Source organism: Streptomyces axinellae (assembly GCF_039532135.1).
Lineage (GTDB): Bacteria > Actinomycetota > Actinomycetes > Streptomycetales > Streptomycetaceae > Streptomyces > Streptomyces axinellae.
Genome location: NZ_BAAARJ010000003.1, coordinates 199,591 through 219,598, shown reverse-complemented (window position 1 = coordinate 219,598; position 20,008 = coordinate 199,591). Strand labels below are relative to the sequence as shown.

Genomic DNA, 20,008 nt, shown 5'->3' with positions numbered 1-20,008 from the left:
AAGGCGTGACTGAGGTGGAGCGGCCCATCGGCACCCCCGATGACGGTGCGGACGGCAAGGACGGCACTTCGGGTGCCGAGGGCACCGGGGGGGAGCGCGCCGGGGACGGTCCGCAGACCGAGGACGAACAGGCGGCGGACGAGCCGGCGACCGGCGAACCCGCCGCGGACGGACCGGGGGCCGGTGAGTCGGCGCCCGGTGAACCGGCGGCCGGTGCGGGCAGGCGGCGCCGGATCAGTGTGCTGATCTCGGTCGCCGGTCTCGCGTTCGTGCTGGACCTGGTCAGCAAGCTGATCGTCGTCGCGCAGCTGGAGGACCACGCGCCGATCGACCTGATGGGCTCCTGGCTGCGGCTCAACGTGATCCGCAATCCGGGGGCGGCCTTCGGCCTCGGTGAAGCGCTGACGATCTTGCTGACGGCGATCGCCGCCGCCGTCGTCATCGTGATCGCGCGGATCGCGCGCAAGCTCTACAGCACCCCGTGGGCGATCGCGCTCGGGCTGCTGCTGGGGGGTGCCTGCGGGAACCTGGCCGACCGGATCTTCCGCACGCCGGGTGTCTTCCAGGGCGCGGTGGTCGACTTCATCGCGCCCAAGCACTTCGCGGTCTTCAACCTCGCGGACTCGGCGATCGTGTGCGGCGGCATCCTGATCGTGCTGCTCTCCTTCCGGGGCCTCGACCCGGACGGGACCGTCCACCGGGACTGACCGGGACTGATCCCCCAGCGGGACTGATCCACCGGAACCGCTCGGGGGCGACTGCCTGGCGGGCGGGCGTCCGGTTCAGTCCCGGCCCGCGTTTCCGGGCGAGTGGCGGCCGTCCGCGCGGTGCTTCTCGGGCATGTGGACCCGGACGCGGTATCCGGCGCCCTCGCCGCGGTCCACCTCGACGTGGACGCCGTCCCGGAAGGTGTGGCTCTCGCCGGGGCCGAACGGCGCGTCCGACATCTCGGCCAGTTCGCCGGGCAGCCGGTCGGCGCACGCGGCGCCGCCGCTGCTGCGGGGCCGGGAATCCACGACGCGGACCGGGCCTCCGCCTGTGGGGACGCGCGAATCGACGGTGTACAGGAGCACTCCCTCCGCGCAGATGTCCCGGTCGAGCCCCGAGCGGGCGCGGGCCTCGGCGACGATCGCGCGGTGCCGGCCCGTCCGGATGACGGCGATGTTCGCGCCTTCGGCGCTGACCGGGGAGAGGGCGTGCTCGGTGTTGCCCGGTGCGGTGACGCAGCTGACGTTGGTACGGGAGAGCCAGCCGAACTTCCACTTGTGCCAGCCGAGCAGGTCGGAGATGCCGGCCATGCTCATGGTGTCCCAGCCGCCCGCGTACTCGACCGAGGCGCCCTCGGCGACGTTGTAGAGGTCGGGGAGGCCGTAGAGGTGATTGGCCTCGTGGACGAAGTTGCCGCGCTGCCACAGGGCCGAGTCGGCCGCGCGGCCGAATATCAGCGCCGCTCCGCCGACCCGGGTGCCGCCCGCGCGCAGCCCCTCGAAGGTGTGCGCCTGGGAGACGGTCGGCGGCGCGGGGACGTTGGTGTCGGCGACGACGAAGATCAAGTCCGCGCCCCGTACGTCGGTGCCCTGCCGCTGGGCGGCCTCCAGCGCGTCCCGCACGTAGCCGCGCATCACGCTGGTGGGGATGCCGCGGCTGATGCGGTAGGAGGTCCAGGGGCGCGGCATGCGTATCCAGTCGTCGCTGGGCTGGATGTCGAGGCGGTACTTGCCGAAGGAGGCCCGGTTCAGGAAGTGGTCGCCGTAGCCGGAGAAGAAGCCGGCGCGGTCGGCGGCCCGGGTGGTGGCGGGCAGGTCGCTGAAGTCGACCATCAGCATGAGCGCCCGCTTGTGGCCCTGGGGGCGGACGTAGGCCGGGCTCATGGGGCCCTCGTCGGTGCCGGCGCCGGAGGCTATGGCGCAGGGGCCGGCTATGCCTTCGGCCGCCGCCACGTTGACGGGCGCGAGGGTGAGGCAGGCGGTGGCCAGCGCGGTGGCCACGGCGAGGGCGGGGCTGTGCGTGGTGGGGCGGCGGGCGGGCGGGGCCGGACGGGGGCGCCGCGCGGGGTGCGGGCAGCGGTGGCGCGGGCCTCGCGGCGGCTCCTGCGGTGTTCGGCGCGGCGTCATTCGGCGTCCCTCCGCTCTCTGGCTCTCCCCCCGGGGGTAGTCACACCGTCGGGTGGGGGAGGGGGCGTCGCACTCCGGGGTGGGCCGCGCGGGTGAGGCCGGAAAGCGTGCGTCCGGCATACTCGATCAGGTGAGCACGCTTCCTGAGACCCGCACCCTGCCCGTACCGGACGGCCTTGAAGGCGAGCGCGTCGATGCCGCACTCGCCCGCATGTTCGGTTTTTCACGTACCAAAGCGGCCGAACTGGCCACCGGCGGGAAGGTGCTGCTGGACGGGGAGCCCGCGGGCAAGTCCGACCGGGTCCAGGGCGGCGCGTGGATCGAGGTCGAGATGCCGGGGCAGCCACAGCCCGTGCGGATCGTGGCCGAGCCCGTCGAGGGCATGGAGATCGTGCACGACGACGGCGACATCGTCGTGATCGTCAAACCGGTCGGGGTGGCCGCCCACCCCAGCCCCGGCTGGAGCGGGCCGACCGTCATCGGCGGGCTGGCCGCCGCCGGGTACGCCATCGCCACCTCGGGCGCCGCCGAGCGCCAGGGCATCGTGCACCGACTGGATGTGGGCACCTCGGGGCTGATGGTCGTCGCCAAGTCCGAGCGGGCCTACACCCTGCTCAAGCAGCAGTTCCGGGAGCGCACCGTGGACAAGCGCTACCACGCGCTCGTCCAGGGCCACCCCGATCCGCTCAGCGGCACCATCGACGCGCCCATCGGGCGGCACCCGCAGCACGACTACAAGTGGGCGGTCACCGCGGAGGGCAAGCCGTCGGTCACCCACTACGACCTGATCGAGGCGTTCCGCGCCGCCAGCCTGCTCGACATCAAGCTGGAGACCGGCCGCACCCACCAGATCCGGGTGCACATGGCCGCGCACCGCCACCCCTGCGTCGGGGACCTCACCTACGGGGCCGATCCGAAGCTGGCCAAGCGGCTGGGGCTGGAGCGGCAGTGGCTGCACGCCATGCGGCTCGGCTTCGAACACCCCGGGGACGGCAGCTGGGTCGAGTACGAGAGCGCCTACCCGCAGGATCTCCAGCGGGCGCTGGATACGGTGCGCGGGGAGAGCGCCTGATATATGGACCAGCTCGCGCTCTTTTTCGCCCTGCTGCTGGCCGCTGTTCTGATGGTTCCGCTGGGGGACAAGTTCGGGCTGCCCGCGCCCGTTCTGATGACCATCTTCGGCGGTGTGCTGGCGCTGATACCGTCCGTCCCCAATGTCTCGCTGCCGCCGGAGTTCATTCTTCCGCTGGTGCTTCCGCCGCTGATCTACGCGGCGGCGCAGCGGACGTCCTGGCGGCAGTTCGCCGCGAACAAGCGGCCGATCTTCCTGATGGCGGTCGCGCTCGTCTTCGTGACCAGCGCCGTGGTGGCCGTCGTCGCCAACGCGCTGGTGCCGGGCCTGGGTGTGGCGGGTGCCGTGGCGCTGGGCGCGCTGGTGGCGCCGCCCGACCCGGTGGCCGCCACCGCCGTCGCGGGCAATGTCGGGCTGCCCCGGCGGCTGGTGTCCGCGCTGGAGGGCGAGGGCCTGTTCAACGACGTCACCGCGATCACCCTCTACCACGTGGCCATCGCCGCCGCCGTGACCGGAACCTTCTCGATGCCCCACGCGGCGGGCGAGCTGGTGCTGTCCGCCGTGGTGGCCGTCGCCGTGGGGCTCGGGCTGGGCTGGCTGGCCAACAAGCTGATGGGCTACCTCGGGGACGCCACGCTCCAGACGGGGCTGACGCTGCTGGTGCCGTTCGCCTCGTACGTGCTGGCCGAGGAGCTGATGGGCTCCGGCGTGCTGGCCGTGCTGACCACCGCGCTCTACCTCGCCTCCGGGCACGCCGTGGACGCCGACGACGTGCAGGGGCGGCTGGCCGGACAGACCTTCTGGTCGATCGTGGACACCCTGGTGACCGGGATCGCGTTCGGGCTGATCGGCCTGGAGCTGCACACCATCTTCGGCACCGTGCGCCACGAGTGGCAGCAGCTGCTGCCCGCCGCGCTCGCCGTGGTCGGCGTCGTGGTGGTCGTCCGGCTGCTGTGGCTGCTGCCGACCGCCTGGCTGGCGCAGCGCCTGCACAAGAAGAAGGACCTGGACGAGGACATTCCGCGCAACTGGCGCGAGACGGTCGTCGTGTGGTGGTCGGGGATGCGCGGGGTGGCCTCGGTCGCGCTGGCGCTCGCCGTGCCGCTGGCCGTCGAACCCGAGGCCGGGGGCGGCGACTTCCCCGGCCGGGAGGCGATCATCTTCATCGCCTTCGCCGTGGTGATTGTCACCCTCGTCTTCCAGGGGCTGACGCTTCCCTGGCTGGTCAGGCGGCTGAACGTACAGGTGGACAGCGCCGCCGAGCGGGAGCTGGAGCGGCAGCTGGCCGTACGGGTGGCCAAGGCGGCGCGGCGCAGGCTGAAGGAGATCGAGGAGGTGGAGGAGCTGCCCGAGGAGGTTTCCGAGGCGCTGCTGCGCAGGGCCTGGGACGTCGGCGCGCGGATCTCCCCCGACATCGTGAGCGACGAGCGGCGGGCCGCGCACTCCCAGCGCGTGGCCCGGCTCCAGAAGATGCGCAGGCTCCAGGGCGAGCTGCTCTCGGCGGCCCGGCACGAGGTGCTGGCGGCCCGGGGCGAGCCGGGGGTGGACCCGGAAGTGGTGGACCGCATCCTGCACCAGCTCGACCTGCGCAGCTATCCGGGGACCGAGCCCCCCGTGCGGTAGCGCCGAGCCCGGGTGGGGCGGCGCCGGGCCTCTGGCGCGGCAGCCGCCGGTCCCCGGTTCGGTAAGCGGGGCGGACGGCGGCTCCGGCTCAGAGGGGTTTGTCCTCCGGCTGGTTGACGCGGATGCGCGGCAGTGCCTCGGGGTGCTGGTGCTTGAGCCAGGTGAACAGCTGCTCGCGCAGGGCGCACCGCAGGGTCCACAGGTCGTCCGAGGAGCGCGCGGTCACCGCGACGCGCACCTCGATCGTGCTGGGTGTGCTGCCGGTCACCAGCAGACTCCAGCTCCGCCCGTCCCACTCGTCGCTGGCCCGTACCAGCTCCTCCGTCTTGGCCCGCAGCTGCTCGATGGGCGCGCAGTGGTCGAGCTGGAGGTAGACGGTGCCGGTCTGCTGGGGGCCGCCGCGCGACCAGTTCTCGAACGGCTTGCTGGTGAAGTAGGAGACGGGCATCGTGATGCGCCGCTCGTCCCAGGTGAGCAGGACGAGGTAGGAGACGGTGATCTCGTCCACCGTGCCCGACTCGCCGTCCACCACCACCTCGTCCCCGATGCGCACCATGTCGCCGAAGGCGATCGACAGCCCGGCGAACAGGTTGCCCAAAGTGGACTGGGCGGCGACACCGGCGACGATGCCGAGCACACCGGCCGAGGCCAGCATCGAGGTGCCGAACGTCTTCATGCCGGGGAACTGGAGCAGTACGGCGGCGACCGCGATCACCGTGACCACGGCGGTGACCAGCCGCTGGATCAGCGTGAGCTGGGTGCGCACCCGCCTGCCGCGCGCGGGGTCGTGGGTGGCGCCGGCGTAGCGGGTGGCCAGTGTCTCGGTCACGGCGGCGACCAGCCGCAGGATCAGCCAGGCCGAGGCGCAGATCAAGATGATCGACAGCCACAGGTCCACGCCCTGTCTGTGGTCCTTGGCGAGGTGGGTCTGGCCGAAGAATCCGCTGACCAGCGCCACGAACAGCACGGCTTGCAGCGGTACGCGACCGCGCCGGAGCAGCTCCCACATCGGGGTCTCCGGGTGCCGGACATCCAGGCGTACCAGCAGCCGGTCCACTGCCCAGGCGAGCACGTACGAGATCAGGATCGCGCCGCCGAACACGATGACCGGCCGCAGCACGTTCTCCATGGTCGCCTCTCTTCTCAGGACTTCTTCCCGGTCGGGCCCTTCCCAGGGCCGCCCGGGGCCAGGGACGACCGTACCTGGCACCATATGGAGGGACCGGCTCCAGGGGATTCGCGGGGGCTCATTGTGAAGGATGTGACATCAGTGGCACCGGTGACGATCGTTCTGTTCCACTCCGTGTGCGGACTGACGGCCGATGTACGCTCCGCCGCCGAGCGGCTGCGCGAGGGCGGGCACGAGGTGCACACCCCCGACCTGTTCGACGGGCGCACCGCGGCCTCCGTCGAGGAGGGCATGAAGCTGCGCGAGGAGTTCGACCGCGACGAGCTGCTGCGGCGGGCTGTCACCGCCGCCGCGCCGCTCTCCGAGCGCGGGCTGGTCTACGCGGGCTTCTCCTTCGGCGCCGCCGTCGCGCAGAACCTCGCCCTGGCGGACGCGAAGGCACGGGGACTGCTGCTGTTCTCCGGCACCTCCGACATCGCCGAGGACGCCGCCGTGGACGAACTGCCGGTCCAGCTGCACGTCGCCGACCCGGACCCCTTCGAGCCGCACGACTGGCTGACGGCGTGGTACCTGCGGATGGGCCGCGCGGGCGCCGACGCGGAGATCCACCGCTATCCCGCCGCCGGCCACCTCTACACACACGCCGGGCTGGCCGACTACGACGAGGACGCCGCCGAGCGCACCTGGCGCACGGCGCTGGCCTTCCTGGAGACCTTGTAGGGCAGCCTGGAGAACTTGTAGGGCAGCCTGGAGACCTTGCAGGGCGGCCTGGAGACCTTGCAGGAGGGTCCGGCCGCCCGGAAACGCCGAGGGGCCGGAATCGCCGACGGGCGGGCCGGAGAGGGATCCGGTCCGCCCGTCGGGTGTGGTCAGCCGCGCGTCGCGGGGGAGCGCGCTACTTCTTCTCTTCCTTCTTGCCGGCGTCCAGCTTGACGCCCATCTTGTCGAGCTGGGTGGCCAGTTCCTGCGGCTCGGTCTTCTTGCCGTCGATCTTGATGGTGGGGGTGCCCTGGATCTCGGCGCCGTTGAAGCTGGCGATCATGTCCTTGGCCCACTTGTTGTACTTGTTGCCCTTGACGGCCTTCTCGAACTCGGCGTTGCCCTTGAGCGCGTCCACCTCGTCCGCCACCTTGAGCAGGTACGCGTTGTCGGCGAACTTGTCGTCCTGCTCCGGCGGGTGGAACTTCGTGGAGTACAGCAGCTTGTGGTACTCGGTGAACGCCTTGACGCTCACCGACTTGGCGGCACCCAGCGCGCGGGCGGCGTTCTTGGAGCCCTTGCCGCCCATGTTGTCGTCGATGATCGAGCCGAGGTGGATGCGCAGCTTGTACTTGCCGTCGTCGGCGCCCTTCTGGAGGGCCGCGCCCATCGTCTGCTCGAACTGCGCGCACGCGGGGCAGCGCAGGTCCTCGTAGACGTCGATGGTCTTCTTGGCCCCGGCGCCGCCGGTGGTGACGGCCATGTCCTTGCCGCTTGAGTCCTTGTCGTTCATCTTCGCGACGGCGACCCCGATACCACCCACCACGGCGAGTACCGCCACCACGGACACTCCGACGAGAAGCTGCCGCCGGGTCCGCTCCTTCTTCGCCTGCTTCTCCCGCTCGGCGCGCAGCCGCTCACGGGCCGCACGCTTGGCTTCCTGGTTGTTGCGCTTGCTCATGACTGTCTTCTCCGTTGTTGCGTACGCGAATTCGGACCGTGCTCAGACCGCGGGAACGGCGAGCGCGGGCGGACCGCGACGGTGTACGGAGTGCGTCAGCAGCGGCAGCGCGGCAGGCGTACGGACCGCCGGCGCGCGCGGCGCCCGCGCGGGGCCCGTGGCGCCGTGGGAGGGGCGGCAGACCGCGACCGCCAGCCGCAGCGGGCGGAAGGCCGACGCGGCGACGGCGCGCAGCAGTCCGGCCAGCGCGGCCTCGCCGCGCCGCAGCCAGGCGGCGGCCAGCAGCCCCACACAGATGTGCCCGGCCAGCAGCAGCCAGGGCACGGCCGGCCCCAGTGCGCCGTGCGCGCTCAGCGAGAGCGTGCCGGACTCGCCGCCGCGCGCCGCCATCCGGGCCAGCGGGGTGCCGACGCTGCCGCCGCCGCACAGCAGGTCGAAGCCCACCGAGCGCAGCGGCCCGGCGACCGGGCCCCCGGCGCGGCCGTAACAGGCGTGCTGGCCGGTGGTGAAGACGGTATCGGCGGCCAGCTCCAGCGGGATCAGCAGCGAGGCGATCCGTGCGAAGCCGCGCTCCCGGCCCGCCAGCGCGAACGCCAGCAGGAAGACGCCCGCCGAGATCGCGACGAGCGGCGGCAGCGGCACGGGCGAGCCGGACAGCAGGACATGCGCGCCGGCGGACAGCGTGACGCAGAGCGCGGTGAAGACCGCCGCCCTCGCTGTCCGTATGCCTGCCGCTCCCATGTCCTGCCGTTTCCTGGTCGCTGGGTGGAGTGCCTCGGCGGGCGTGCTCTGCCGAGCGCGCCCGTCGGTGCTGGTTCGGGCTGCCGTGGCCGGGCTGCCATGGCGGTGTCGTCAGGGTCGTGTCGCCGTGGCTGTGCCGTCAGGGCGGCCTTGGCCGGGTGCCTGCCGCGTGTTGGTCGTATGGCTGTTCGCGGCCCGAGTCTGCCATGGGTCGGCGTAAGTGGTCCCTAAAGGGGGCCGAACCGATGCCCCGGGGCAGCCCGTGACACCTCCCGTGCCACCCGTACCTCTCGTATCCCCCTAAACCCCGGCGATCCGGCCATTGCGGAACAGGTCGACGAAGATCTGGTGGTCCCGGCGGGCGGTGGCGCCGTAGGAGTGCGCGAAGTCGACCAGCATCGCGCGGAAGCCGTCCTCGTCGGCGCAGATGGCCTCGTCGATGGCACGCTCGGTGGAGAACGGCACCAGGCTGTGCCCGCTCTCCTCGTCGGCCGCCGCGTGCATGGTGGCCGTCGCCCGGCCCAGGTCGGCCGTGACCTGCGCTATCTCCTGCGGGTCCGCCAGGTCGCTCCAGTCCAGGTCCACGGCGTAGGGGGAGACCTCGGCCACCAGCTGACCGGCCCCGTTCAGCTCCGTCCAGCCCAGCCAGGGGTCGGCGTGCGACTGGAGGGCGCGCTGCGAGATGACGGTCCGGTGGCCCTCGTGCCGGAAGTAGTCGCGCACGGCCTGGTCGGTGATGTGCCGCGAGACGGCCGGGGTCTGTGCCTGCTTCATGTAGATGACCAGGTCGTTCTCCAGCGCGTCGCTGTGGCCCTCCAGCAGGATGTTGTACGAGGGCAGGCCGGCGCTGCCGATGCCGATCCCGCGCCGGCCCACCACGTCCTTGACCCGGTGGGCGCCGTGCCGCTCGCGGCCCTCGCCGGGCGGGAGGGTGCCCAGGTAGGCGTCGAAGGCGTCCAGGACGGTGGCCCGGGTCTTCTCGTCCAGCTCTATGGAGCCGCCGCCGGAGGTGAAGCGGCGCTCCCAGCCGCGGATCTCCGTCATGGTGCCCAGCAGCCCGAAGCGGGTGTTGGCCCGCGCGGCGCGCAGCGCGTCGAGCACGGGGCCCCGCGCGGTGTCCAGGGTGAGCGTCGGCGGCTCGGTCTCCGGCGCACCGGATGCCAGGGCGCGGATGCGGTCGCGGTAGGCGGTGGCGTAGGTGGTGACCAGCGAGGTGATCTGCTCGTCACTGAGCGCCTTGCTGTATCCGAGCAGCGCGACGGAGGCGGCGAAGCGCTTGAGGTCCCAGGTGAACGGGCCGACGTACGCCTCGTCGAAGTCGTTGACGTTGAACAGGAGACGGCCGTTGGCGTTCATGTACGTGCCGAAGTTCTCGGCGTGCAGGTCGCCGTGTATCCATACCCGGCTCGTGCGCTCGTCCTGGAAGGGCCCGGTGTCGCGCTCTCCGTCGAGGTCCGCGTAGAAGAGGCAGGCCGTGCCCCGGTAGAAGGCGAAGGCCGAGGCGGCCATCTTGCGGAACTTCGTCTGAAAGGCCGCCGGGTCGGCGGCGAGGAGGTCACCGAAGGCGGTGTCGAAGACCTGGAGGATGGTCTCGCCGCGCTCTTGGTCCGGGCCTGCCTTGGTCATGTGGGCGCTCCGTTGTGCGTTCGGTGTTCGGCGTTCGGTGTTCGACGTGCGGCGTGCGGTGTTCGGCGTGCGGTGTTTGCGGTGGGTCAGGAGGTGTGGCGCGTCGTGCGGGAGGCGTGACGCGTGCCTAACGTACGCCGCTGCGCGGTGGTGCCAGGGCCGGGTCGGCCGCGGGGAGCGGGGCGGCGGGTGTCCGGTGGTTGTCGGTGGCGGGTCGTAGACTCCTGATTCGCCCTGAAGATCCGCGCCCGGAGGTGGCCTTCGTCGTGAGTGAGCAGCCCTTCACGCATCTGCATGTGCACACGCAGTATTCGCTGCTCGACGGAGCGGCGAGGCTCAAGGACATGTTCAACGCCTGCAATGAGATGGGCATGTCGCATATCGCGATGACCGACCACGGCAATCTTCACGGGGCGTACGACTTCTTCCATTCCGCGAAGGACGCCGGGGTCACGCCGGTCATCGGCATCGAGGCGTATCTGGCGCCCGACCACCGCAGGAACACCCGGCCGGTCAAGTGGGGCACCCCCCACCAGAAGCGCGACGACGTCTCGGGTAACGGCGCGTACACCCACATGACGATGTGGGCGCGCAACGCGACGGGGCTGCACAACCTCTTCCGCGCCCAGTCCCGGGCCAGCCTGGAGGGCTTCTTCCGCAAGCCCCGCATGGACCGGGAGCTGCTGGCCGAGTACGCGGACGGGCTGATGGCCACCACGGGCTGCCCCTCGGGCGAGGTGAGCACCAAGATCCGCCTGGACATGGAGGAGGAGGCCCTCAAGGCGGCGGGGGAGTACCAGGACATCTTCGGCAAGGAGAACTTCTTCGTCGAGCTGATGGACCACGGCATCGACATCGACAAGCGGGCGCGCGACGGCCTGGAGCGCATCGCGAAGAAGATCAACGCCCCGTTCGTGGTCACCAACGACTCGCACTACACCTACGAACGCGAGTCCGCGGCGCACGACACCCTCCTGTGCATCCAGACCGGCAGCAACCTCTCCGACCCCGACCGCTTCAGCTTCGACGGCGCGGGCTATTACCTGAAGTCGGCCGCGGAGATGTACGCCATCGACTCCTCGGACGCCTGGCAGGAGGGCTGCCGCAACACCCAGCTCCTGATCGCCCAGCGGGTCGAGACGGAGGGCATGTTCGAGCCGAAGAACCTGATGCCGAAGTTCGACGTGCCCGAGGGGTACGACGAGGTGTCCTGGTTCCGCGAGGAGGTGCGCCGGGGCATGGCCCGCCGCTACCCCGGCGGCGTCCCGCAGGACCGCCAGGAGCTGGCGGACTACGAGATGAAGGTCATCATCGACATGGGCTTCCCGGGGTACTTCCTCGTGGTCGCCGACTTCATCATGTGGGCCAAGGACAACGGCATCGCCGTGGGCCCGGGGCGCGGCTCGGCGGCCGGTTCGATCGTGTCGTACGCCATGGGCATCACCGACCTCGACCCCGTCACCCACGGGCTGATCTTCGAGCGGTTCCTCAACCCCGAGCGCATCTCCATGCCGGATGTGGACATCGACTTCGACGAGCGCAGGCGCGGCGACGTGATCCGCTACGTCACGGAGAAATACGGCTCCGACAAGGTCGCCATGATCGGCACCTACGGCACCATCAAGGCCAAGGCCGCCATCAAGGACGCCTCCCGCGTGCTGGGTTACCCGTACGCGATGGGCGACCGCATCACCAAGGCCATGCCCGCCGATGTGCTCGGCAAGGGCATCCCGCTCTCCGGAATCACCGACCCCAAGCACCCCCGCTACAGCGAGGCGGGCGAGGTGCGGGCGATGTACGAGAACGAGCCGGACGTCAAGAAGGTCATCGACGCGGCCATGGGCATCGAGGGCCTGGTCCGCCAGATGGGCATGCACGCGGCCGGCGTGATCATGTCCAGCGAGCCGGTCATCGACCACGCCCCGATCTTCTCGCCGAAGAACGACGGCACGGTCGTCACGCAGTGGGACTACCCCAGTTGTGAGTCGCTCGGCCTGCTGAAGATGGACTTCCTGGGCCTGCGCAACCTCACGATCATGGACGACGCGGTCAAGATGATCCGCAAGAACAAGGACGTCGACCTCAAGCTCCTCGATCTGCCGCTGGATGACCCCAAGACGTTCGAGCTGCTGTGCCGGGGCGACACGCTGGGCGTCTTCCAGTTCGACGGCGGGCCGATGCGCTCCCTGCTGCGCATGATGAAGCCCGACCACTTCGAGGACATCTCCGCCGTCTCGGCCCTGTACCGGCCGGGCCCGATGGGCATGAACTCGCACATCAACTACGCCCTGCGCAAGAACGGCCAGCAGGAGATCACGCCGATCCACCCGGAGCTGGAGGAGCCCCTCAAGGACGTCCTCGACATCACCCACGGCCTGATCGTCTACCAGGAGCAGGTCCAGAAGGCCGCCCAGGTGCTGGCCGGATACTCGCTGGGCCAGGCCGACCTCCTCCGGCGCGCGATGGGCAAGAAGAAGAAGGAGGTTCTCGACAAGGAGTTCGTGAACTTCCAGAAGGGCATGCGCGACCGGAACTACTCGGACGCGGCCATCCAGGCCGTGTGGGACGTGCTGGTGCCGTTCGCCGGATACGCGTTCAACAAGGCGCACTCCTCCGCGTACGGCCTGGTCACCTACTGGACCGCGTATCTGAAGGCCAACTACCCGGCGGAGTACATGTCCGCGCTGCTCACCTCGGTGCGCGACGACAAGGACAAGTCGGCGGTCTACCTCAATGAGTGCCGCAAGATGGGCATCCAGGTCCTGCCGCCGAACGTGAACGAGTCGGAGGCGAACTTCACCTCGAAGGACGACTCCACCATCGTCTTCGGTCTCACGGCGGTCAGGAACGTCGGCCAGAACGTGGTCGACTCGATCGTGAAGTGCCGCAAGGCGAAGGGGAAGTACACCTCCTTCCCCGACTTCCTGGACAAGGTCGAGGCCGTCGTCTGCAACAAGCGCACGGTCGAATCCCTGATCAAGGCCGGCGCCTTCGACGAGATGGGGCACACCCGCAAGGGCCTGACCGCCCAGTTCGAGCCGATGATCGACAACGTCGTCCAGGTCAAACGGAAGGAGGCCGAGGGCCAGTTCGACCTCTTCGGGGACCTCGGCGGGGACGACGCGGCCGACTCGGGGCCCGGATTCGGCCTGGATGTGCAGTTCTCCGAGGAGGAGTGGGAGAAGACCTACCTGCTCGCCCAGGAGCGGGAGATGCTCGGCCTCTACGTCTCCGACCATCCGCTCTTCGGCTTGGAGCACGTCCTCAACGACAAGGCGGACGCGGCCATCGCCCAGCTGACCGGCGGCGATTACTCGGACGGCTCCATCACCACCATCGGCGGCATCATCTCCGGCCTCCAGCGGAAGATGACCAAGCAGGGCAACGCGTGGGCGATCGCCACCGTCGAGGACCTGGCCGGCTCCATCGACTGCATGTTCTTCCCCGCCACCTACCAGCTCGTCTCCACCCAGCTGGTCGAGGACGCCGTGGTCTTCGTCAAGGGCCGCCTCGACAAGCGCGAGGATGTGCCCCGGCTGGTCGCGATGGAGCTGATGATCCCCGACCTGAGCGAGGCGTCCTCGAACGCGCCGGTCACCATCACCATCCCCACGGTCAAGATCACTCCGCCCCTGGTGGAGCAGCTGGGGTATGTGCTGACGCAGCACCGGGGCGCGAGCGAGGTGAGAGTGCGCTTGCAGGGTGCCCGTAAGACCACGGTCCTGCGGCTGGACCGGCACCGCGTGACGCCGGATCCCGCGCTGTTCGGAGACCTGAAGGAACTGCTGGGGCCCGCCTGCCTGGCGAGCTGACACTCGCGCGGAGCCCGCACGCCTGTGGGGGCGCTCCCATCCGGGGGCGCCCCCACAGGCGTTGCTGTCCGCCGGGCCCTTCGGTGCCGCCGCTCACGTACCTCGGGGCGCGGGGCCGTCGCGGCGGGGAGGGACGAACTGCCGCGCGCGACGGGCGAGGGCCCGACCGTAGGGCCTGACGGTAGGGGCTAGTTGTGGCCGAAGCGGCGTTCGCGGCCCTTGCGGGCGACGTCCGCCGGGCCGGCCATCCGCTGCTCGGCCGCCGCGCCCTTGGCCTGTTCGCGCTGTTGGGTCTGTTCGTCAGCTGAGCGGTTCTGCCGCTGTTTGTCGCGCTTGTGCTTGTTCTTGGCCATGATCGCCTCCTGGGGGACACGTCGGATCCACTGGCCGCGATCAGACTGTCATGACTGGACATAGCGCGCATTTCGGGTAGTTACCGTAAGTAGGCGGCCAAGCCGTCTTCGTGGCCGTAGCGTGCTGGGTATCGGCGGGGCGCCACGCCGATGATCGAGTTCGGGCTGATAACCCACGCCCGGTCGGGCAGACTCGAAAGACACGGGGAATAAACGGGGAACAACGGCCGGCACGCGAGGGCACAGCCTCGGCTGTACGTGAGGACCGAGAGTGGGTGGAACGTCGTGGACCGCTGCGTCGTGCTTGTGGACGCCGGCTACCTGCTGGGCGCCGCCGCCAGCTTGCTGGCAGGGGAGCCGACCCGCTCCCGCATCACCGTCGATCACGCGGGTCTGATCCAGGCCCTGCGCTGTCAGGCCGAGGAGGACACCGGACGCTCCCTGCTGCGGATCTACTGGTTCGACGGCGCGCCCGACCGCGTACCCCAGCCCGAGCACCGCAGGCTGCGCGTGATGCCCCGGGTCACGGTGCGCCTGGGCGCGCTGACCCGCAGCGACGGCCGGTGGGCGCAGAAGGGCGTGGACGCCGCCATGCACGCCGAACTGACCGAACTGGCCCGCAACCGCGCATGCTCCGACATCGTGCTCGTCACGGGCGACGGCGATCTGCTGCCCGGACTGATGTCCGCCAAGGAGCACGGCGTCGCCGTCCACCTGTGGGCCGTCCAGGCCGCCGACGGCGACTACAACCAGTCCGAGGACCTGGTCGCCGAGGCCGACGAGCGCCGCGTCCTCGACCGCGCGTGGATCACCCCGGTCGTCCGCGCCAAGGATCTCAGCGGTGTCTGCCCGCCCGCGCCCGTCCCCCGCCCCGAGATCGCCGCGATCTTGTCGGCGCCCCTGCCCGAGACCGCCAAGAACGGCGACGGCGCCACCCAGCACGGCCCGGCCCGGCCCCCGGAGCAGCCCCTCCGCCCGGCCGGACGGGTTGCTCCGGGCGCGCACTCCCCACCCGACGGTGACAGCGACGGGCCCGGCGACGGCACGGGCGCGGGCGCCGGTGCGGACACCCGCACCGGACCGGCTCCCGGACCTGCGGCCCCCGGCGCCGGGAGCGAGGACGGCGCGGGCGAGGACGGGCCGTCCGGGAGAGGCGCCCAGGGCGCCCCCGCGTCACGTGCCGAGGGCGCCGGGGTGCCCACCCCCAAGGACCTGGCGGGGCTGGGCCGCCCCGGCCCCGGGGCCGTCGCCCCCGCCGGGCCGCCGGGTGCCACCTTGCGCTGGTCCTCCGACCGTGGCTGGGTCGAGCGCACGGCCACCGGCGAGGCGCCCGAGACGGCTTCGCTGCCGATGCTCGCCCAGCTCACCACCGCCGAGCAGCGCTGGGCCGACCGCGAGGAGGACATCACCGCCGTCAGCGGCGACCCCTTCGAGGTCGGCCAGGTCTTCGCCAGGCGCTGGATCGAGCGGCTCACCACCGATGTCCATCTCGGCCAGCTCTCCGGCGAATACCCGCGCATCCCGCACCGCATCGACGGTGAACTGCTGCGCTACGCCGCCCGGTTCGGGCTGCTGGCGCACAAGGACGACCAGATCGACGAGCACGACCGCTACGCGATCCGCGCCGGGTTCTGGCGCGAGGTGGACGCGCGCACCGGCTCCTCCGCCGAGCCCGCCCCGGCGGGTGACTGACGGCCCGCCCGGCCCCGCGGGCCACTGACGGCCTGCCCCGCGCCCACTGACGGACCTGGTCCGGCGCAGACCGGCGGGCCCGCCCCGTCGGAGACCGGCGGACCCGCCCCGTCGGAGGGCCGGCCGGTGGCGGCGGCCCCGCACCCGCGGGTGACCGGACCCGCCGCGGCGGGCGGTCGCGGACCCCGAGGGTCGGACGGCCGACGCGGACGCCACGGCGGGTGAGGGCAGGGCCCAGACTCAGGCAGGCGAAGCCGGACGCGTACCCTCATAGTTCGTGAGAACGGGCACTCGGCAGGCGGTGGACAGCTCGGTGGACAGTGTGGAGACACCCGCACGGGCCGCCGCACGCGCCGTGCGCGTCGAGGGCCTGGTGAAGAGCTACCCGCCCGCCCGCGCCCGGCGCGGCACCCCGGCGGCGCCCGCCGTCCGCGCGAGCGACGCCATCAGCCTCGATGTACGCCGAGGCGAGATCTTCGGCCTCCTCGGGCCCAACGGCGCCGGCAAGTCCACCCTCGTACGCCAGCTCACCGGGCTGCTGCGCCCCGATGCCGGGACCGTCGAGATCCTCGGCCACGACGTGGTGCGCCACCCCGAGCGCGCCGCACGGCTGCTCGCCTACCTGGGCCAGGAGTCGAGCGCGCTGGACGAGCTGACGGTGGCGCTGGCCGCCGAGACCACGGCGCGGCTGCGCGGCATGGAGACGGCGGCGGCCCGCACGGCCCGCGACGAGGTACTGGCCGAGCTGGGGCTGGAGGAACTGGCGGGACGGCCGCTGAAGAAGCTCTCGGGCGGCCAGCGGCGCCTGGCGTGTGTGGCATCGGCCCTGGTGGGCGACCGTCCGCTGCTGGTCCTGGACGAGCCGACCACGGGCATGGACCCGCACGCGCGCCGCGCCGTGTGGGCCGCCGTGGACCGCAGGCGCGCCGAGCGCGGGACGACGGTGCTGCTGGTGACGCACAACGTGATCGAGGCCGAGACCATGCTGGACCGGGTCGCCGTCCTGGACCGGGGCCGGGTCATCGCCTGCGACAGCCCCGGGGGGCTGAAGGCGCAGGTCGGCGACGAGGTCCGGCTGGAGCTGGTCTGGCGCGAGCGCGCCCCCCTGGACGTCCCGCGGATCGCCGCGCTCGCCGCCCGTGCCGGGGCGACCGGCCGCCGTTGGACACTGCGGCTCGCACCCGAAGAGGCGCGGGAGGCGGTGGCCCTGGTCACCGAGGGCCCCGCCTTCGCGGCGCTCGACGACTTCCGGCTGGCGACCCCCAGCCTGGAGGACGTCTATGTGGCCCTCGGCGGACGCGCCTTCGGTACGGACGGCGCCGAGGGCCTGGTGAAGACGTGAGGGTGCGCGAGCACGGGAGGGCGTACGGCGACGCGTCGCGGGACGGCGCGAGGCCGTGGGACGTGGCGAGGTCATGGGCCGTGGCGCGGGCGTGCGACGGTGTGGCGGTGCGGGACGGAGCGCGGGTGCGTGGCGGCGAGACGGTGCGGGACGGAGCGGACGGGCGCGGCCGGATGCGGGCGCGCCGTGGCGCCGGGGCGCGGGACCTGGTGAGGGGCGGAGTCGGGTGAGTACGGCGGCGGAGCGAAGCACGGCGGTCGTGGCGGCCCCGTCCGGCGCGCGGGCGCGCACACGGGAGATGGCGGCCGTCGCGGACGCGGCTCCCCAGGACGCACAGGACGCACAGGGCGGCCAGAGCGGCCGACAAGGCGAGGGCGGCGGGAGCACCGCTCCGCTGGCGCCCAGGGCGCGGCTGTGGCCCTCGCTGTGCGCCGTCTACCGGGCCCAGCTCTCCCGGGCCCGGGTGGCGCGGATCCCGCTGCTGTTCGTGGCGACCTTCCAGTCGCTGGGGATCATGGTTCTGCTGCGCGGCGTCGTGGACGGGGGCGCCGAGGCGCGGGCCGTGGTCGCCGGGTCGAGTGTGCTCGTGGTCGCCTTCGTCGCGCTCAATCTGCTGGCCCAGTACTTCGGCCAGCTCCGGGCCGGCGGGGGCCTGGACCACTACGCCACGCTTCCGGTCCCCGCGGCGTCCGTCGTCCTCGGTGCCGCCGCCGCGTACGCGTCCTTCACCGCGCCGGGTGTGGTGGTGACGGCGGTCGCGGGAAGTGTGCTCTTCCAGTTGCCCATGGGCGGGCTGTGGGTGCTGGTCGCCGTGATCCCGCTGGCCGGTGCGGCGCTCGCCGGACTGGGCGCGGCGCTCGGGCTGCTCGCGCCCCGTCCCGAACTGGCGACCCTGGGCGGCCAGTTGGGCATGTCGGCCGCGCTGCTCCTGGGCGTACTGCCGGCCGGGGGCATGCCGCTGCCCATTCAGTGGGCGCGCGATCTGCTGCCGTCCACCTACGGCGTGGAGGCGTTCGCCCACACCTTCGCCGCCCACACCGACTGGGGCGTGGTCGTCCTCGATCTGGGCGTGTGTGCCGCCGTCGGCGTGCTCTCGCTCGCCGTGGCCACCCGCGCCTACCGCTGGGCGGCCACCCGCTGAGCCGCCACCCGCTCAGAGACCGTCCGCTGAGAGGGTCGGGGCCCGGGCCCCGGTGCGGGCCTGGCACGATGGCGGAGTGACCGTACCGACGCCCTCCCCACACAATCCGGACCCCTCGCACTCGTCGCCGTCCTCGCCGCCGCCGCCGGCCCCGCAGCCGGGAGCGGCGGACCCCGGCCACGCGGGCGGCCAGGGCGAAGGCCAGGCCCGAGTCCAAGGCGAAGGCCCAGTCCAAAGCCACGGCCACGGCGACGGCTACGGGCAGGAGGGTGGGCCGCTCGTGCGCCGGGAACTGCGGGAGGCCGCCGTCTGTGCCGTGGCGGTCGCCGTCGTGGGCGTGCTGCTGGGGCTGCTGTGGCTGTGGCTGGCGCCGCGCGTGCCGCTCTTCACGGACGGCAAGGCCGTCTACCTCAAGGACCCCGAGGGCGAGGAGTCCATCGGCGCCGATGGCACCTTCACGCTGCTCGGCCTCGCCTTCGGCCTGGTGGCCGGGGTCGTCGTGTTCCTGTGCCGCAAGAAGGGCGGCGTCGGTCTCGTCGTCGGCCTGGCGGTGGGCGGACTGCTCGGGTCGCTGCTGGCCTGGCGGATCGGCGTCTGGCTCGGTCCCGAGACGGATCTGATCGCCGCGGCGAAGGCGGCGGGCAAGAACGCCACGTTCGATGCGCCGCTCAAGCTCCAGGCCAAGGGCGCGCTGCTGGCCTGGCCGCTGGCCGCCATCGTCGTCCATCTGGTGCTGACGGGCTTCTTCGGCCCCCGCGATCCGGAGCCGGAGCCGCAACAGCCCCTGTGGTGAGCCGCGGACCGGGCTGCGCTGTGACGGGGATCCGGTCGCGACGGCGCTCGCTCCGGCCGGGCCCGGTTCTGTGGCCGGGCCCGGGCTGCTCGGTCCCTGCCGGCGCTGTTCGGTCCCTGCCCGGTGCTGCTCGGTCCCTGAACGGGCCCTTGTCCGGGCCGGGTCAGGCGGGTCGTCTTCCGTGGTTGGCGCGTCGCTTCTTGACGCGCCACTTCCGCTTGCGGGTGCGCTTCGACATGGGCCAGTCATAGCGCCGTACGGCGAAGCCGGGAAGCCCCGCCGCACCGGGCGGCCTACCGGGCCCGCCGCCCGCTGGTCGCCCCGCTAACCGCGCGCGACGGGGGCCACGGTGGCGTCGGTGAGGGCCGCCAGGTCGCCCGGAGCCAGCTCGATCTCCAGGCCGCGGCGGCCGGCCGAGACGCAGACCGTCGGGTGCTCCCGCGCCGAGGCGTCCAGCACCGTGGGGAGCTTCTTGCGCTGGCCCAGCGGGGAGATGCCGCCGCGCACATAGCCCGTGGTGCGCTCGGCCGCCGCCGGGTCGGCCATCGTGGCGCGCTTGCCGCCGACGGCGGAGGCCAGCGCCTTCAGGTCGAGGGAGGCCGAGACCGGCACGACGGCCACGGTCAGGGCGCCGTCCACCTCGGCGACGAGGGTCTTGAAGACCTGTTCGGGTGCCAGCCCGAGGGCCTCGGCGGCCTCCAGCCCGTAGGAGGGCGCGGCCGGATCGTGCTCGTAGGCGCGCGTGGTGTACTCCACGCCGGCCTCGCGCGCGGCGACGATCGCGGGGGTCGCCGAGCCGGTCTTCTGCTTGCTCTTCTTCGCCAACGTCCCCTGCACCGCCTTCTTCCGCCGGGACCCGCAGCGCCCCGCTGTCTCAACGCCCCTGCCGTCGCCCCGCTGTCTCAGCGCC

At 72.0% G+C, this 20,008-nt stretch carries 16 protein-coding genes; 9 read left to right on the top strand and 7 right to left on the bottom strand.

What is annotated here, in order from left to right; all coding sequences use genetic code 11:
* Positions 1–5 precede the first annotated feature (5 nt).
* Positions 6–707 (top strand): signal peptidase II, encoded by a 702-nt coding sequence (gene lspA / locus ABD339_RS05510; protein WP_344562727.1) that lies wholly within the window; start codon positions 6–8, stop codon positions 705–707.
* 75 nt (positions 708–782) lie between these two features.
* Here the strand turns inward: lspA and ABD339_RS05505 are convergent, their stop codons facing one another.
* Positions 783–2,114, bottom strand: a complete 1,332-nt coding sequence (locus ABD339_RS05505) for a metallopeptidase domain-containing protein (protein ID WP_344562725.1) — start codon at positions 2,112–2,114, stop codon at positions 783–785.
* Positions 2,115–2,244: 130 nt separating this feature from the next.
* On the opposite strand from ABD339_RS05505, the gene ABD339_RS05500 reads away from it, so the two are divergent.
* Positions 2,245–3,186 (top strand): RluA family pseudouridine synthase, encoded by a 942-nt coding sequence (locus tag ABD339_RS05500; RefSeq protein ID WP_344562723.1) that lies wholly within the window; start codon positions 2,245–2,247, stop codon positions 3,184–3,186.
* 3 nt (positions 3,187–3,189) lie between these two features.
* A complete protein-coding gene (locus ABD339_RS05495; RefSeq protein ID WP_344562721.1) occupies positions 3,190–4,809 on the top strand; it encodes a Na+/H+ antiporter in 1,620 nt (539 codons plus the stop codon).
* Between the two features lie 88 nt (positions 4,810–4,897).
* Here ABD339_RS05495 and ABD339_RS05490 read toward each other — a convergent pair whose 3' ends face one another.
* Positions 4,898–5,938 carry a mechanosensitive ion channel family protein gene (locus tag ABD339_RS05490; RefSeq protein ID WP_344562719.1) on the bottom strand — a complete coding sequence of 347 codons (1,041 nt, stop codon included), beginning with the start codon at positions 5,936–5,938 and terminating at the stop codon, positions 4,898–4,900.
* Between the two features lie 150 nt (positions 5,939–6,088).
* On the opposite strand from ABD339_RS05490, the gene ABD339_RS05485 reads away from it, so the two are divergent.
* Positions 6,089–6,658, top strand: coding sequence for a dienelactone hydrolase family protein (locus ABD339_RS05485; RefSeq protein ID WP_344563083.1), 570 nt, complete (start codon positions 6,089–6,091; stop codon positions 6,656–6,658).
* Positions 6,659–6,833: 175 nt separating this feature from the next.
* Here the strand turns inward: ABD339_RS05485 and ABD339_RS05480 are convergent, their stop codons facing one another.
* From ABD339_RS05480 to ABD339_RS05470, 3 genes are all read right to left on the bottom strand, one after another.
* Positions 6,834–7,598: a thioredoxin domain-containing protein gene (locus tag ABD339_RS05480; protein ID WP_344562717.1), complete on the bottom strand. Its 765-nt coding sequence runs from the start codon at positions 7,596–7,598 to the stop codon at positions 6,834–6,836.
* A gap of 42 nt (positions 7,599–7,640) precedes the next feature.
* Positions 7,641–8,339: a hypothetical protein gene (locus tag ABD339_RS05475; RefSeq protein ID WP_344562715.1), complete on the bottom strand. Its 699-nt coding sequence runs from the start codon at positions 8,337–8,339 to the stop codon at positions 7,641–7,643.
* A gap of 300 nt (positions 8,340–8,639) precedes the next feature.
* Positions 8,640–9,965, bottom strand: coding sequence for a DUF2252 domain-containing protein (locus tag ABD339_RS05470; protein ID WP_344562713.1), 1,326 nt, complete (start codon positions 9,963–9,965; stop codon positions 8,640–8,642).
* Between the two features lie 266 nt (positions 9,966–10,231).
* Here ABD339_RS05470 and dnaE point away from each other — a divergent pair, with 266 nt between their 5' ends.
* On the top strand, positions 10,232–13,777 hold the full coding sequence (dnaE, locus tag ABD339_RS05465; RefSeq protein ID WP_344562711.1) for a DNA polymerase III subunit alpha: 3,546 nt from the start codon (positions 10,232–10,234) through the stop codon (positions 13,775–13,777).
* 188 nt (positions 13,778–13,965) lie between these two features.
* Here dnaE and ABD339_RS05460 read toward each other — a convergent pair whose 3' ends face one another.
* A complete protein-coding gene (locus ABD339_RS05460) occupies positions 13,966–14,130 on the bottom strand; it encodes a hypothetical protein (protein WP_344562709.1) in 165 nt (54 codons plus the stop codon).
* A gap of 285 nt (positions 14,131–14,415) precedes the next feature.
* On the opposite strand from ABD339_RS05460, the gene ABD339_RS05455 reads away from it, so the two are divergent.
* The 4 genes from ABD339_RS05455 to ABD339_RS05440 all read left to right on the top strand — a co-directional run bounded on the left by ABD339_RS05455 (position 14,416) and on the right by ABD339_RS05440 (position 19,098).
* On the top strand, positions 14,416–15,822 hold the full coding sequence (locus ABD339_RS05455; protein WP_344563081.1) for an NYN domain-containing protein: 1,407 nt from the start codon (positions 14,416–14,418) through the stop codon (positions 15,820–15,822).
* A 277-nt stretch (positions 15,823–16,099) separates the two neighbouring features.
* Positions 16,100–17,164, top strand: a complete 1,065-nt coding sequence (locus tag ABD339_RS05450; protein WP_425575891.1) for an ABC transporter ATP-binding protein — start codon at positions 16,100–16,102, stop codon at positions 17,162–17,164.
* Between the two features lie 298 nt (positions 17,165–17,462).
* On the top strand, positions 17,463–18,305 hold the full coding sequence (locus ABD339_RS05445) for an ABC transporter permease (protein WP_344563077.1): 843 nt from the start codon (positions 17,463–17,465) through the stop codon (positions 18,303–18,305).
* Between the two features lie 76 nt (positions 18,306–18,381).
* The gene (locus ABD339_RS05440; RefSeq protein ID WP_344562707.1) at positions 18,382–19,098 is read left to right on the top strand and encodes a hypothetical protein; all 717 of its coding nucleotides are present in this window, start codon (positions 18,382–18,384) and stop codon (positions 19,096–19,098) included.
* A 324-nt stretch (positions 19,099–19,422) separates the two neighbouring features.
* On the opposite strand, the gene ybaK is transcribed toward ABD339_RS05440, so the two are convergent.
* Complete coding sequence (ybaK, locus tag ABD339_RS05435) at positions 19,423–19,923, bottom strand: Cys-tRNA(Pro) deacylase (RefSeq protein ID WP_344563075.1); 501 nt, start codon at positions 19,921–19,923, stop codon at positions 19,423–19,425.
* Between the last annotated feature and the right edge of the window lie 85 nt (positions 19,924–20,008).